13 protein-coding genes and 2 pseudogenes are annotated in these 14,789 nt (G+C 71.8%); 14 read left to right on the top strand and 1 reads right to left on the bottom strand.

Annotated elements, in window-relative coordinates; genetic code table 11:
• The 12 genes and pseudogenes from ACIRU3_RS37075 to pqqB form a co-directional block, all read left to right on the top strand.
• Positions 1–648 (top strand): RNA-guided endonuclease TnpB family protein (locus ACIRU3_RS37075; RefSeq protein ID WP_404066190.1); only part of this gene is annotated, 648 nt, incomplete at its 5' end.
• Between the two features lie 46 nt (positions 649–694).
• Positions 695–1,228: pseudogene (locus ACIRU3_RS37070) on the top strand (MFS transporter); the annotation flags it as partial.
• A gap of 54 nt (positions 1,229–1,282) precedes the next feature.
• Positions 1,283–1,900 (top strand): AAA family ATPase, encoded by a 618-nt coding sequence (locus tag ACIRU3_RS37065; RefSeq protein ID WP_404066187.1) that lies wholly within the window; start codon positions 1,283–1,285, stop codon positions 1,898–1,900.
• A 175-nt stretch (positions 1,901–2,075) separates the two neighbouring features.
• Positions 2,076–2,720, top strand: coding sequence for a hypothetical protein (locus ACIRU3_RS37060; RefSeq protein ID WP_404066184.1), 645 nt, complete (start codon positions 2,076–2,078; stop codon positions 2,718–2,720).
• Entirely contained in the window at positions 2,717–4,399 is a 1,683-nt protein-coding gene (locus tag ACIRU3_RS37055; RefSeq protein ID WP_404066182.1) for a GH3 auxin-responsive promoter family protein, read from the top strand. Before ACIRU3_RS37060 ends, ACIRU3_RS37055 begins: the two co-directional genes overlap by 4 nt.
• Positions 4,400–4,421: 22 nt before the next feature.
• Positions 4,422–5,594, top strand: a complete 1,173-nt coding sequence (locus tag ACIRU3_RS37050; protein WP_404066179.1) for a hypothetical protein — start codon at positions 4,422–4,424, stop codon at positions 5,592–5,594.
• Between the two features lie 10 nt (positions 5,595–5,604).
• Positions 5,605–6,381, top strand: coding sequence for a DUF6182 family protein (locus ACIRU3_RS37045; RefSeq protein WP_404066176.1), 777 nt, complete (start codon positions 5,605–5,607; stop codon positions 6,379–6,381).
• 108 nt (positions 6,382–6,489) lie between these two features.
• Complete coding sequence (locus ACIRU3_RS37040) at positions 6,490–7,944, top strand: purine-cytosine permease family protein (RefSeq protein WP_404066173.1); 1,455 nt, start codon at positions 6,490–6,492, stop codon at positions 7,942–7,944.
• Between the two features lie 47 nt (positions 7,945–7,991).
• Positions 7,992–8,549 carry a cysteine hydrolase family protein gene (locus ACIRU3_RS37035; protein ID WP_404066170.1) on the top strand — a complete coding sequence of 186 codons (558 nt, stop codon included), beginning with the start codon at positions 7,992–7,994 and terminating at the stop codon, positions 8,547–8,549.
• A 402-nt stretch (positions 8,550–8,951) separates the two neighbouring features.
• Positions 8,952–9,350 (top strand): SseB family protein, encoded by a 399-nt coding sequence (locus tag ACIRU3_RS37030; RefSeq protein ID WP_404066167.1) that lies wholly within the window; start codon positions 8,952–8,954, stop codon positions 9,348–9,350.
• 129 nt (positions 9,351–9,479) lie between these two features.
• Positions 9,480–10,592, top strand: a complete 1,113-nt coding sequence (locus tag ACIRU3_RS37025) for a hypothetical protein (protein WP_404066165.1) — start codon at positions 9,480–9,482, stop codon at positions 10,590–10,592.
• A gap of 65 nt (positions 10,593–10,657) precedes the next feature.
• The gene (pqqB, locus tag ACIRU3_RS37020; protein ID WP_404066162.1) at positions 10,658–11,548 is read left to right on the top strand and encodes a pyrroloquinoline quinone biosynthesis protein PqqB; all 891 of its coding nucleotides are present in this window, start codon (positions 10,658–10,660) and stop codon (positions 11,546–11,548) included.
• A gap of 10 nt (positions 11,549–11,558) precedes the next feature.
• On the opposite strand, the gene ACIRU3_RS37015 is transcribed toward pqqB, so the two are convergent.
• Complete coding sequence (locus tag ACIRU3_RS37015; RefSeq protein ID WP_404066159.1) at positions 11,559–13,343, bottom strand: protein kinase; 1,785 nt, start codon at positions 13,341–13,343, stop codon at positions 11,559–11,561.
• Positions 13,344–13,865: 522 nt separating this feature from the next.
• Here ACIRU3_RS37015 and ACIRU3_RS37010 point away from each other — a divergent pair.
• Complete coding sequence (locus ACIRU3_RS37010) at positions 13,866–14,141, top strand: hypothetical protein (RefSeq protein ID WP_404066156.1); 276 nt, start codon at positions 13,866–13,868, stop codon at positions 14,139–14,141.
• Positions 14,142–14,211: 70 nt separating this feature from the next.
• A pseudogene (locus tag ACIRU3_RS37005) lies at positions 14,212–14,424 on the top strand (DUF4287 domain-containing protein).
• The last annotated feature ends 365 nt before the right edge of the window (positions 14,425–14,789 follow it).

The raw sequence follows: 14,789 nt of genomic DNA, 5'->3' as shown, positions 1-14,789 counted from the left end.
GGCCTGGATCACCTGCTGACCCTCTCGACCGGCGAGAAGATCGCCAATCCTCGCCACGGGCGCAACGACCGTGCCCGTCTGGCGAAGGCTCAGCGGAACCTCGCGAAGAAGGCCAAGGGCAGCGCGAACCGGGCGAAGGCGCGGGCTCAGGTCGCCCGCGTCCACGCGAGGATCGCCGACCGGCGGCGCGATCTTCTCCATCAGCTCACCACTCGACTCGTGCGCGAAAACCAAACGCTCGTGATCGAGGACCTGACCGTGCGCAACATGGTCAAGAACCACTGCCTGGCCCGCGCCATCAGCGATGCTGCCTGGCACGAGTTCCGGAGCCTCCTGGAGTACAAGGCCGCCTGGTACGGACGAGACGTCGTGGTCGTCGACCGCTTCTTCCCCTCCTCCAAGCTGTGCTCCACCTGCGGCACTCTCACTGAGAAGATGCCGCTGCACGTCCGCACCTGGACATGCGACTGCGGCACGACCCACGACCGGGACGTGAACGCCGCGAAGAACTTGCTCGCCGTCGGGCTGACGGTCAGTGCCTGTGGAGCCGGTGTAAGACCCCAACGGAGTAATCCGGGCGGGCAGTCGGCGACGAAGCAGGAAGCCCCCCGGAGCGATCCGGGCCGCGCAAGCGGCGGACGACCCTAGGTCGTCCGGGAATCCCCCTGCTTCAGCTGGGGGAGTAGTCAACCCGTTGTACGCCCAGGAGCGCACGGGCGCCGGCACGGCGGCGGGCACCACGGCTCTGTTCGTCCTCTACCTCGGCGGCGCCGTCGGCTCCGTGCTGGGCGGCGCGCTGGCCACCCGCTGGGGCCGGGTCAGGGTCTCCCGCCGGTCGTACCTGGTCACGGTCGCGGCCGTCGCCGGAGTGGTGTTCGTACCGGGCCCGGCCCTGTACCTGTTCGTGGCGCTGACCTCGGCCGGTCTCTACGTACCGTTCTCGCTCCAGGTCACGCTCGGCCAGGACTACCTGCCCTCGCGGGTCGGCACAGCCGGCGGCATCACCCTCGGTCTGACCGTCAGCGTCGGCGGCCTGGTGAGTCCCCTCATCGGGCACCTCGCCGACGCGGCCTCCCTGCGGACCGCCCTGGCCCCGTTGGTCCTGATGCCGGCCCTGAGCTGGCTGCTGTTCCGTACCCTGCCCGAGCCCGGCGCCCTCTCACCCGGCCCGACCACCGCCGTCGGAGGCGGACTTGCCCCGGTGCTCGGGCAACGTGACCCCATGTGATGATCACGGAGGCACACACCGGCTCAGGGCACCTGCGGACGGAAGGACCACACCATGGCGACCGAGGCGGCTCCGGTCACGGCCGACGCGGACCACGCACGCATCCCCGACACCGTGGCCGGGGGTACGGTCATCCTTCTCAACGGCACGTCCAGCTCGGGCAAGTCCAGCATCGCCGAGGCGCTCCTCGACGTGCTCGACGGCACCTGGTTCCACATGCCTGTCGACGCGTTCCACGCCATGCGCTGCGACCACCCCATCGCCGACGGGGACCTGCAGGCCGAGATCGACCGCACCGCCAAGGGCTTCCACCGGGCGGTCGCCGGGATGGCCGCGGGCGGCAACAACCTCGTCGTGGACCATCCGCTCAGCCGCCGTTGGCGGCTGCTGGACCTCCTCGATCTGCTCGTGCCCGAGGACACCATCCTGATCGGGGTCCGCTGCCCGCTGCCCGAACTGGAACGCCGTGAGCGCGAGCGGGGCGACCGGCAACCGGGGCTGGCCGCCCTGCAGTACGACCAGGTGCACTCCCATGGACCGCACGACCTGGACGTGGACACCAGCGTGCTCTCCCCGCAGGAATGCGCCCTGCGCATCCGCGACTTCCTGGTGGACCGACCGCGGCCCACCGCCTTCGAACGGCTCAGGGTCACCCTGCGCGACCCGTCCTGACACGGCCCGGAGCCGGCCCTCGGGCCGTCCGGGGCGAGGCCGAGCACGGTGCGGGTCAGCCGGAGTTCAGCGGCATGTCAGCCGGAGTCGATTGGATGTTCGTGTACGGCAATCCGGCCCCTCCTGTTTCCATGCGAAACAGAGCGAACGCCGTGACGGACAGGAGACCGAGCCCATGAAGGAAGACCTCCCTGCACAGGCACCCTTCCGCGTGCTGCTCGGACCCGACGGGGCGGGCAAGTCCTCCGTCATGGCGGAGTTGCGGCGCCGGTGTCCGCAGTGGCGGTTCGCGTCGACCGACGACGCCTTCGTCGACGAGGAGCACCGGCTCGTGCGGGACCTGCGGGCACATGTGGAGAACGACGTGCTGCCCGCCCTCGGCGACACGTACTCGACGGACTTCCTGGCCGGCCTGCTGCAGACCGCCGTGCTCTACCTCAGGGACCGGATCGAGTCGGCCCCCGCGCGGACACCGCTGCTCGTGGACTCGTACTACTACAAGATCCTGGCGAAGTGCCGCATCGCCGGTCTGAAGGACAATCCCATGTACACGTGGTGGCGCACCTTCCCCCGCCCCGACGCGGTGGTCTACCTGGACGTGTCCCCGGGGACCGCGTGGCGGCGGCTGCGGGCCGGCGCGGGTGTGAACCGGCTGGAGTCCGCCGACGTCGACAGCGGCTGGTTCGGATTCGAGTCGTATCAGCGGGAGTTGAGGAAGCTGATGATGGAGGAGGTGCGGCAGGTGCCGGTCGTGACCGTGGACGAACAGCCGAGCGTGGCCAGGACCGCGGACCGGGTGCTGGAGGTGCTCGCCCCGTGAGCGCGCACTCGACCTGGGCCGACCCCGGGCACGCCGAGCGCTATCTGGCCCGGGTCCGGGCCGAGCGGGACCGACTGCTGGCCGGGCAGGCCGACCCGCGCGAACAGCAGCGCAGGGTGCTCGCCGACCTCCTGGCGCACAACGCGGACACGGAGTTCGGGCGGGCCCACGGCTTCGGGCGGATCCGCACCGTCGACGAGTTCCGCCGTGCCGTCCCGCTGCAGGACTTCGACGCGCACGCCCCGTACATCGAGCGGACGGCGGCAGGTGAACGGAACGTGCTCACCGCCGACGAGCCGGTGGTCTACTTCACCAGCAGTGGCAGCACCGGCGACCACAAGAAGATCCCCGTCACCCGGCGCTTCATGAAGACCACCTTCTTCCCCTTCTACTACGCCGCCTGGGCCCCGCTCATCGAGCACTTCCCCGATGTGACGGCCCGCCCCGACGCCGTCCTCAACCTCAAGCACGACCCGATCGCCGCGCCGCCGCGCACCGCGGACGGGCATCCGCATGTCGGCGCCAGCCAGGTCGACTTCGGTGCGGCCTTCGGTGAACCCCTCGCCGCCGAGCTGGGCACCGCGGCCCCGTGGGGGACGCTGCCCGTCGATGTGGACCCCGGCGACCACATGGAGAAGATGTATCTGCGGCTCCGACTGGCCGTGCAGAGCGACGTGCGGTGCGTCATCGGCATCAACCCGGCGATGATCGCCGCGTTGCCGTACCAGCTGAACCTGTGGTGGACGCGGATCGTCCGCGAGGTCCACGACGGCACCCTCGGCGGAGTTCCGTACGGCACCCCCGACCCCGAGCGGGCGGCCGAACTGACGCGCCTCGCCCATTACTTCGGTACCGTGCGGCCCGCCCACGTCTGGCCCCGGATGCGTGCCCTGTTCTGCTGGACCACCGGTGTCGCCTCGCTCTATCTGCCGGCCCTGCGCGAGGAGTTCGGGGCCGGTGTCGCGGCCCTGCCCGCGCCCGTGGCCGCGTCCGAGGGACCCACCGCCGTCCCGCTCGACCGGCACGGTTCGGCCGGCAGCCTCGTCCTGTCCGCGGCCGTCTACGAGTTCGCCGACGCGGACGCCGACCTCGGGCCCGACACCGCGACCCTGCTGCCCCATGAACTGGAGGAGGGCCGCGACTACCACGTGGTGCACAGCCACGTCGGCGGCTTCTACCGGTACGCGGTGGGCGACGTCGTACGAGTGGTCGACCGGGTCGACGGAGTTCCGCGCGTCGAGTACGCCGGCCGCAACCGGCTTTCCGACCGGGTGGGGGAGCGGCTGCGGGAGGCCCAGGTGATCCGGGCGGTCCGCACCGCGCTCGACGCCGCAGGGCTGCGTCTGCGCAACATCAGCTGCCGGGTCGTCGAGGAGGACGGACAGCCGGCCCGCTACGAGTTCGCCGTGGCCCCGCACACCGGATGGGACCCGGCGGAGTCGGCCCGGTTCGCCGCCGACGTCGATGCGGCGCTCCGCGTCGGGTCCGCGGACTATGCGCGGGCCCGCACCGGCGGCAAGCTCGCGCCGCCCAGGGCGGTCCTCGTCGACGAGACGGCGTTTCAGCGGGACTGGTACGCCTCCGTGAGCGGCGGCATCCGCCCGACCCAGGTCAAGGACCGGCTGTTCCGGCAGGACCCGGCGCAGTGGGAACTCCTGCTCCCGGCCGGCGCGTGCTGACCGGACGTCCGGGGAGGATGCCATGACGGAGCTGATCGATACCGCCGTCGCACCGCTGCGCGGACCCGAGACGGCCTCCGCTCCCCGAGTGCTCCTCGCGCCCGTCACCGTCACGCCGTCCAAGCCGCTGACACCCAGCCATCTCAAGGGCCTCTTCTGGGCGGACGTGCTGTACCGGGCGAGCGCCGGCCTCACCGAGGTGACATACCGGTACAGCCCCACCACGTACTTCCCGACCGAACAGGTCGTGGGTTTCTGGGAGTTCCTCGACCGCACCGAGGGCGACACCGACTACTCGGGCGCTACCGAAGCGGACATCGGAGAGCTGTATGTGCGCCATCGCGCACAGGCCGGCCGCCCCGGGGCCGACGCCCTGCGCCCGTACCTGGAGGCCGTGGAGGCCGGTGACTGGGTGCATCCCGCCAGCCGTCAGATCCTCCGGCTGTGGTCCGGGCACTACGCCCGGCTGGGACTGTACGACCCCGGGCTGCTGGAGCACCGGCCGCCCGGACTCGCGCTGGAGGAGATGATCGAACGGCTCGCCGCGCGCGGGGTGGTGCTGGACCAGCGCCGCTGGGGCGGACCGGTCTACCTGGACCTGAGCGCCGACGGGATGCCGCTGCGGCGGATCGTCACTGCCGACGGCCGCCCCAACTACCTGGCCTGCGCGCTGCGTGAACTGCTTCCCCTGGCCGAGGCGCACGACGAGGTGGTCTTCCTGTACGACCGCGACCTCGACCCGGACTACCGGCTGCTGGAGCGGGTGCTGAGCGGTCCGCGGACGGCGGTGCACCGCATCCCGATCGGCCGGGTGCCCATCGACGGCCGGATCACCTCGGCCCGGCACGGCGACTGGCACAACCACACCGTCGACGCCCTGCTGGACCGCTTCGGCCCGGGCCGGGCGGACCCCGCGACCCGACTCGGCCTGCGGCTGTACTTCCTCGCCGTCCTCGGCCCCGGCGACCAGGAGTCATTCCGTGCGGACCTGCTCGCCAAGAGCCGCACGCGCGCCACCCGGTTGCTCGAACGGGCTGCCCCCGAGCCGCCGGCCGACCCGGCGGCCGTCGCCCGGGATCTGGCCCGGCACCGCCGATCCCACCTCTACGTCGACCCCTACCGGCTCACCTCGTCACTGCTCGCCAGAAGCCGGCACACGATCGACCGCTCCCTGCTGACCTCGGTGTTCCTGTGAGGTGCCCGCGATGTCTGCCCCGACAGCTCCCCTGACGCCCCCAGCCGCTCCCGCGGTCGCCCAGCGGCTGCTCGCCGCCACCGCGGAGCGCATCCGCGCCGCCCGCCCCGACCTGGTGACCGGCCTCGACCTGACCACCATGGCGGGCCTGGAGCGGGCGCGGACCCGGATCGCTGCGGACGACGCACGAGAGGACGCCGTGGTCGTCGCCGTCGTACGCAGCCCCGACCTGCCGCTCTGGGCCGCCGAGACCTGCGCGTACGCGCTCTCGCTCGGACCCGGCCAGGCCCGGGCCTGGCGGCGCGCCTTCACCCGCACCCTGCACCTGGCCGGGCAACCACTGCGACTCGCCGGGCGGTTCGACTTCGCCCACCTCGCCCAGGACGGCTCGGTCGGCTGGACGGCCCCGCTGCCCGCGAGCACCACAGCCACCCTGCGGCGGCTCCTGAAGACGTTCTCCGCCCCCAAGGAGTTGAGCCCGCACGCCCCCGTGACCGTCCGGGTGCCGCACCCCGCCGGCCACCCGCCGGCGCGCCGTGCGCCCGTGCACCGGGAGCTCTACTACGCCACCGCACGAGTCACCGTCGCCGAGGGCCTGGTCCACCTCAACCACCTTCTGGCCGAGGCGGTCCTGGACGGCTTGATCGGCTCCGGCGACCTGCTGACCCTGCGCCCGGTACCCCGACTGGCGGACGTCGAGCGCCCCTTCGCGGCCGTACGCACCGAGACCGACGTGCACCGCCCGGACACCCTCCAGATCTACGCCGCCCTCGGCACCGCCATCTGACCCGGTACCCCGTGCGCCCGGGTGCCCTCCTTTGACCGCCCGCGAAGCACCGGCCTAGCCTCGACCGGACACGTCTGGACAACAACAGCCAGGGCAGGTTGGTCGGAGATGACGCACCCGCAGGACTCCCTCGACGGCAGATCCAACGGCCGTCAGATCCCACTGGAGACACACGGACTCGACGTGATCGGGGACGCGGAGCGCAAGGGCACGCCGCGCACCCTGTTCTGGCCCTGGTTCGGGGCGAATGTCTCCGTTCTCGGCCTCGGTTACGGCGCCTTCGCACTCGGCTTCGGCATCTCCTTCTGGCAGGCCCTCGCCGCCGGCGCGCTCGGCATCGTCGTCTCCTTCCTGCTCTGCGGCTTCGTCGCGGTCGCCGGCAAGCGCGGCTCGGCGCCCACGATGGTGCTCAGCCGGGCCGCCTACGGGGTGCGCGGCAACCGGCTGCCGGCCTTGATCTCCTGGATGCTCACCGTCGGCTGGGAGACCGTCCTCACGGCACTCGCCACCCTGGCCACCGCGACCGTCCTCGCCCGGCTCGGCTGGGGCGGTGGCACCGAGACCGAAGTGGTGGCCCTCATGGTGGTCGCCGCGCTGACCGTGACCGGCGGCGTCATGGGCTTCGACCTGATCATGCGTCTGCAGACCTGGATCACCGTGATCACGGGCCTGCTCACCGCCGGTTACATCGCCCTGGTCGCCGACCACATCCACTGGAGCCGGGTCAGCGCGATCCCGGCGGGTTCCGCCCAGGAGTTCATCGGCGCACTGGTCTTCATGATGACCGGCTTCGGCCTCGGCTGGGTCAACGCGGCCGCCGACTACTCCCGCTATCTGCCCCGCAGTTCGTCCGGCCGGGGCGTGATCGGCTGGACCGCGTTCGGCGCCTCCGTGGCCCCGCTGCTCCTGCTGGTCTTCGGCCTCCTTCTGGCCGGCTCCTCCGACGAACTGAGCAAGGCGATCGCGGCCGACCCGATCGGCGCGCTGGCCACGATCCTGCCGACCTGGTTCCTGGTGCCGTTCGCGGTGGTCGCCGTCCTCGGCCTGGTGGGCGGCGCCGTCCTCGACACCTACTCCTCCGGGCTGGCCCTGCTCTCCGCCGGCCTGCGCGTGCCCCGCCATCTGGCCGCGCTCTTCGACGGCGTCCTGATGATCGCCGGCTCCGTCTACATCCTCTTCTTCGCCGACGACTTCCTCGCCCAGTTCATGGGCTTCCTCACCACGCTCGGCGTGCCCATCGCCGCCTGGTGCGGGATCATGCTCGCCGACCTCGCGCTGCGCCGTGGCGACTACGACGAGGGCGACCTGTACCGCCCGCGCGGCCGCTACGGCGACCTACCCCTGCTCCCGCTACTGCTCACCCTGGGCGCCACCGCCGTCGGCTGGGGCCTGGTCACCAACACCGCGGCCGGCTGGCTCACCTGGCAGGGCTACCTTCTCGAACCACTCGGCCTCGGCGGCAGGACCGGCGCCTGGGCGTACGCCAACCTCGGCGTCCTGGTCGCGCTGGCGCTCGCCTTCCTCGGCACCCTGCTGCCGAGCCGTGGCCGCGTACGCGAGTAGGAGGCCCAGGCTCCGAGCCCGTCGCCGCACGAACGGGTGTACAGCGCATGACCTCCGCCCCAGGCCTGCTGGCCGTCATCGACATGCAGCGCGTCTTCGCCGAGCCCGAGAGCCCCTGGGCCGCACCGCGCTACGCGGATGCGGCCGCGGGCGTACGACGCCTGCTGCCGGCCTTCGGCGACCGTGTCGCCTTCACCCGCTTCCTGGCACCCGAACAGCCCGCCGGAGCCTGGCGCGCCTACTACGACCAGTGGCCGTTCGCCCGGCAGCCGCCGCACGCGGAACTGTGGGAGCTGACGGACGAGTTCGCCGGCCGGACCGCCCACGTCCTGGACACCACCACCTTCGGCAAGTGGAGTCCGGAACTCGCCGGCCGTGTCGGCCCCGAAGGCCGCCTGGTGCTGGCCGGCGTCAGCACCGACTGCTGTGTGCTGTCCACCGCCCTGGCCGCCGCCGACGCCGGCACCGAGGTACTGGTGGTGGCGGACGCCTGCGCGGGCGTGGACGACGACTCCCACGTCAGGACGCTGCAGGTGCTGGACCTGTACCGGCCGCTGATCCGGGTCACCACCGTCGACGACGTGCTCACCGGCGCCGGGCCGTGACCGGCGTCCCGCGCGTGCACCACCGGATCACCCGGAATCCCACCAGGGAGATCCCCGGCGGCCGCCGCCCGGCAGCCGAACGGTTCCCCGGCGAACACGCCCTCACCCGCGGTGCGGCATCGGTGGCACGACCATGGGCGCCTCCCGCGCCGAGGAGGGGTTGATCAGGGCGTCGGGACGCGGCCACCCACTGCGAAGGCCACCGGCGTACGCACCGGACACCCCGTGCAACCCGCCGGTGACCTGGTGGAATCAGCCCGGACGGTCTCCCCGCGCCCCACCGTGTCCCTCCCCGGAATCGTCACGCATGGCCCGGGCCGTACCGGGTACGCGAGGCGGGAGCACGCCCGGGCTACTGCCCGTACGCGTGGCCGTACGACCGCCGCTACCTGGGGATCTGCCATGGAAACACCCACACACGACGACCTGCCGACGCCCGCCCAGCAGGCGCTCGACGCGCTGGCCGTGAACGCCGAGGACCAGACCGCCCTGGACACCCTCGCCCACAGCGACGTGCTGGTTCCGGTGCCGGACGACGCGGTGGACGGAGAGGGTGCCGGTACCGCGACGGTCGCCCTGCCCGTCCTCGAGCAGGCCGGGGGCGATCCGGTCGTCCCCGTCTTCACCTCGGAGGGAATGATGGCGGAGCTGCTGCCCTTCGTCTCCCGCTACCGCCTTGTCCCCCTCGGCGCACTCGCCGCCCAGTGGCCCGCCGACGACCTCTCCCTGGCGATCGACGGCAACTCGGCCCACGGCCTGACGCTCACGTCGCACGGAGTCCGCACACTGCTGGCAAGGTGACCCGCAGCCGACCCGAGGGGCAGGGCCGAATCGCCATGCGGCCTCGCCGCGCGAGCGCGACCGGCCACAACGCGCCCGCAGTCGCACCGGAATCCCGGGCCCCACCCCCCTGGGCGACAAAATGACCCCATGGCATGGATCTCGGGCGTGGCCGGCGGACTGGTACTGGTGCTGGTCCTCAGCAGCATCCTGCGCACTCTCGTGGTGCCCCGGGGCCTCTACTCCGCCCTGGTCTTCCGCCTGTGGTGGGCGCTGCGCAGGCTCCTCAGGCTCACCACCCCGGGCGGCGGCTACGACGCCATCGACCGCGCCCAGACCTGGCTCGCCCCGCTGATGCTGATCGGCATGCTCGGCACCTGGCTCGTCGGAGCCCTGCTGGGCTTCGGCCTCCTGCTGTACGCGGCGTCCCCGCTGTCCTGGACAACGGCCTTCCGAGAGGCGGGTTCCAGCCTGTTCACGCTCGGTTTCGCGAGCGGCGCCCGGCTGAAACTGTCCGTGCTCGACTTCCTCGCCGCGGCCACCGGACCCGTCCTGATCGCTCTCCAGATCGCGTACCTGCCCACCCTCTACAGCGCCTACAACCGCCGTGAACTGGAGGTCACCCTGCTCCAGGCGCGGGCCGGCGAGCCCGCCTGGGGACCGGAGATCCTCGCCCGGCAGTGGCTGGTCGACACCGAGACCGCGCTGCCCGAGCTGTACCGCGCCTGGGAGCGCCTCGCCTCCGACATGGGCGAGAGCCAGTCCACGTACCCGATCCTGCTGACCTTCCGCTCCCCGCGCCCGCACCGCAGCTGGCTGGTCGGACTCGTCGCCGTCATGGACGCGGCCGCCCTGCAGCTCGCGCTCGACCCGCGTCTCGCCCCGCCGGAGGCCCGCCTGGTGCTGCGCGCCGGATTCACCGCCCTGCGCGACATCGCCCGCGCGCTGCGCATGCCCTTCGACCCCGACCCGTCTCCCGGCAGCCCGATCCGGCTGACCTTCGCCGAGTTCGACGAGGCGGTGGCCATGATGGGGGCGGCCGGTTTCCGCGCGGAACGGACCTCGAAGGAGGCCTGGCCGCACTTCCGGGGCTGGCGTGTCAACTACGAGGCCATCGCGTACGAGCTGTGCCGCCGCTGCGACGCCGTGCCCGCCCTGTGGACCGGTCCCCGCGACTTCTCGGGCGGGCCCATTTCGCCGCGGCGCCCGGTGGACCGCCAGCCCGGCACAGGACGGCCGGAACTGCCCCCCGTTTCCGGGTAGTCACCCCACCCTCCGACGGGAAGATCCCACCGGAAGGTCCGGAGCACGCGAAGGAGCCGATGGTCGTGAGGATCGTCCTGCTGGGCACCGCCGCCGGAGGCGGCTTCCCGCAGTGGAACTGCGCCTGCGCACTGTGCGCGGCCGCCCGGGACGGGAGCCTGCCCTCCCGCACCCAGGACTGCGCCGCCGTCACCGGCAACGGCCGCGACTGGTGGCTGCTCAACGCCTCGCCGGATCTGCGGACCCAGCTCACCGCCACGCCCGCCCTGTGGCCGGGCCCCGGGCCCCGGGACACCCCGCTGCGCGGTGTTCTGCTCACCGACGCGGAGGCCGACCACGTCACCGGTCTGCCCGAGCTGCGCGGTGCGGCGGGCCTGAAGGTCTACGCGGCACCGCCGGTCCGCACCGTTCTCGCCCCGGTACGCGCCGCCCTGGACCGCTATGCCTCCTGGGAGTGGGCCGACAGCCTGGCCGACGGCGGCTTCGTGCTGGCCGGCGGACTGGTCGTCACGGCCCATCCGGTGGGCACCAAGATCCCGAAGTACGTACCGGCGCAGGCGTCCGAACCCGGCGGGCCGTGGGTGACGGCGTACCGCGTGGAAGACCTGGCCAGCGGGGGAGTGCTGGTGTACGCGCCCTGCGTCGGCGCCTGGAGCCCGGCCCTGGACGAGCTGTGCGGGTCGGCCGACTGCGTGCTGCTGGACGGCACCTTCTTCGCGGCCGACGAGATGGGCACCGCGGTGCGGACCGGTGCCGGGCAGGCGGCCATGGGGCATCTGCCGGTCACGGGCCCGCACGGCTCACTGCAGGCGCTGGCCCGCCACCCCGGCCGGCGCCGGATCTACACCCACCTCAACAACACCAACCCGCTGCTCGACCCCGCCTCACCGGCACGGGCGCGGGTGGCCGGGCTGGGGGTGGAGGTCCTGCCGGACGGGGCGGAGCTGACGCTCTAGTGCCGCGGCACTAGTAGGGCACAGTGTCGCACCAGGTCTCCGCCCAGGCCGAAGCTCCGTACTTGTTGGCCGCCCGTACGGTGATGCAGATCTCGTCGCCGGAGTACGGGCCCGTGATCGTGTCACTGAGGTTGGCGGTGTTGTAGACGGTGTCGACGTTCTTCTCGGTGAAGTTGCTGCCCTTGTTGGTGTAGCGGATGTCGTAGCGGGTGGCTCCGGAGACCGCCGACCAGCTCACCTTGATCGGCATGGAGCACGCGCCGACACAGGAGTTGGTGTACTCGAGTTTGTAGCTGGTCAGTTTGGGCGGCGGGGAGCCGGAGGACGAGTCGTCGCTCGTGTCACCGTTGGAGCTCGACCCTCCCGAGGAGCTCCCGCCGGCGGACGAGCTGTTCCCGGAGCCCGAATCGCTCCCGTTGTCGGAGCTGCCTGCCGCGGCCTGGCCGGCCGAGCTGGCACGTCCGCCGCCCTCCTGGGCGTCCCCTGCTCCCGCCCCCTTCTCGCCGTCCTTGCCGTCCCTCTTCTTACCCTTGCGGCTCTCGGAGGGCGAACTGGAGGGTGAACCGGAGGTCGTTTCCGGCGAGTTGCTGCCGCCGGGTGTCGCACTCGCGCCGCTGTCCGACGCCCGGCCGTTCCCGGCGCCGTCACTCACGTACGGCAGTAACGCCATCGTGCCGCCGCCGACCGTCAGGACGACCACGACCGGGAACGCGATGAACAGCCGACGCCTGCGCTTCTTCGGCTCCTTCTGCCGCGTCGGCGCGGCGGGCGGCAGGTCGCTCCCGGGCATCGGCTGCAGCCCGAGCGTCGCCCGGTCCACGGCCGCCTCCCGCAGCGGCGCGGCCTCCGCGTCGAGGAGCCGGGCGGACTGCTGCGCGAGGTGGGCGACGACGTCGGCGGGCAGCCAGGCACCGCGCGCGGCGGCGGGGTGCGGCCGCTCGGGGTCGTCCAGCAGCTCGTCGACGCCCGGCCGTCGGTCGACGTCCTTCGTCAGACACCGGGTGATGAGGGCCCGGAGCGGGGCGTCCTCGACGCCCGTCAGATCGGGCTCGCCCTCCACGATCTGGAACATCACGGCATGCTGATTGCTGACGCCCTGCCCGAACGGCAGCCGCCCGGTGGCGGCGTACGTCAGCACGCACCCGAGCGTGAACACGTCGCTCTTCGGCCCCGCGCTGTGCCCGTACACCTGCTCGGGCGACATGAATCCCGGCGACCCGATGACCATCCCGGTGCTGGTCAGCAGGGACTCGACGGACGGCTCGAACGCCCGCGCGATGCCGAAGTCGATGACCTTCGCGCCGTCCACGGTCAGCATCACGTTCGACGGCTTCAGATCCCGGTGCACGATCCCGACGCCGTGAATGTCCTTGAGGGCGGTCAACAGCTCATCGGCCAGGGCGTGCACGGACACGGCCGGCAACGGATCGTGCCGACGCACGACCTGCTCCAGCGAGAGCCCGGGAACATACCCCGTGGCGACCCACGGCGGCTCGTCGTCGGGGCCCGCGTCGAGCACCGGCGCCGTGTACCGCTCCCCGACCTTCCGCGCCGCCTCGATCTCCCGCCGGAACCTCGCCCGGAACCGCGCGTCGGACACGTGCTCCTCGTGCACGACCTTGACCGCGACGGTCCGCCCGCTCCCGGACCGCGCGAGGAACACTCTGCCCATGCCGCCCGCCCCGAGCCGCCCGAGCAGCAGATAGGGCCCGATGCGCGCGGGATCGCTCGCCAGGAGCGGCTTGACGCCCCCGTCGACGTGGTCATCACGGCCGCCCCCGTCCGTACCGCTCATGATCGCTTCAGTCCCCCTGACTGATCCCGCCTGGTCATTGCTGCAACTCGATTGAAAATAGGCGCTGTTGATCTCACCGGAGAAGTCCGGACCAGTGCCCTGCGCCTGAGGTTCGTCGACCATATATGCCCTTGCCGGTGTTTCGCGGATGGGTCGGCTGGTGGCTGAGGTGACGATGAGCGCAAGACGCTTGCGTCAGCACGGCGCGGGCGCGGCACGGGCCGAGCACAAGGCAGGGATTCATGGGAGCCCTGTGAACTGCGCACCGTTTCCCCGGACATGGTCGATACCCCATGGGATAGTGAGGGTATCCAATCTTGGAGCAAGGTGCCACGGGGTGCGCATGGCCGACCGGTTCGAGTCGCTCGCCGACGACGACGAGCAGCACTTGTCCACGGGTTTGGGAGGCCGTCGGCGCTCGCTGAGAATCGAATTGTTCAGGGGCTCGGGCAGCACCCGGACGACTCCTTGGGATGTGCGCGTCGCCGGGGGCAGTCCGGTTCGGCGGCCGGGGTCACCGGTATGCGGCGAGGAAGGCCCGGACGCCGGCGTCGGCGTAGTGGTCGAGTTCGGGTCGCGCTGTGCGCCGCGTTCTTCGTGCTGGCGCGGCACTTCGCCGCCCGGGGCCGGCACGGCTGGGCCCTGGCCCACCGTGCCCTGCCGCTGGTGATCACCGCCGGGTTCGCCGCCTCCGCCGGCACGGTCGCGGCCTTCACCGCCGCAGCCGGCCTCGGCCTGCTCGCGCTCACCGCGGCCATCGCCCGGCTGGCCGGTCCCACCCCGACCTCGCGGCGGTAGCGGCTCCTGCTCCCGCTCGCACACCAACACTTCCGAGACCACCCCACTCAGACCGACAGGATGTCGCGTCATGACCGCACCGGTGAAAGGCCCTGCCGGCTACTTCCCGTCGATCGAGAAGAAGTACGGCCGCCCGATCGAGGAGTGGAAGGACCTGATCCGCGCCTCGCCCCTGACCAAGCACATGGAACTCGTCGCCTGACTCAAGTCCGAGCACGAGCTCGGCCACGGGCACGCCAACGCCCTTGTCGCCCACACCCTCGCGGAACGCGGGAGCAACTGACCCGGGGCCGGGCGTGAGCTCCGCTGCCCGCAGAACTCACGACCGGCCCCGGGGTGCTGTCGGTTCTCGATCTGTCGGCCGAAGTCGCGTCCTTCAGGGCTCGCGTGGACGCGCAGGTAGAGGGGGTCGCCCTTGCCGGCGTTGTGGCCGCCGAAACAGAAGGAGCAGGTGTGCCCCCCAGGTGTGCCCCCACTGATGGGGGGCGTACGGGTCAGCGCAATGGCAGAAAGGTATCCGCCGGCAGCGACCAGCTCGTTACCGACCCGACGGGCCAGTCGTTCTTTTTCTACGTGTGCGGGAGCACGAAGTTGTATCCCTGTGCGCTGTGCGCGCCGAAAGACGGGCATACACCGTCTGTGGGATAT

The organism is Streptomyces sp. NPDC101151 (assembly GCF_044768335.1).
GTDB lineage: Bacteria > Actinomycetota > Actinomycetes > Streptomycetales > Streptomycetaceae > Streptomyces.
Note: the sequence above shows the minus strand (reverse complement) of the source record. Positions and strands in the feature narration are given on the sequence as shown.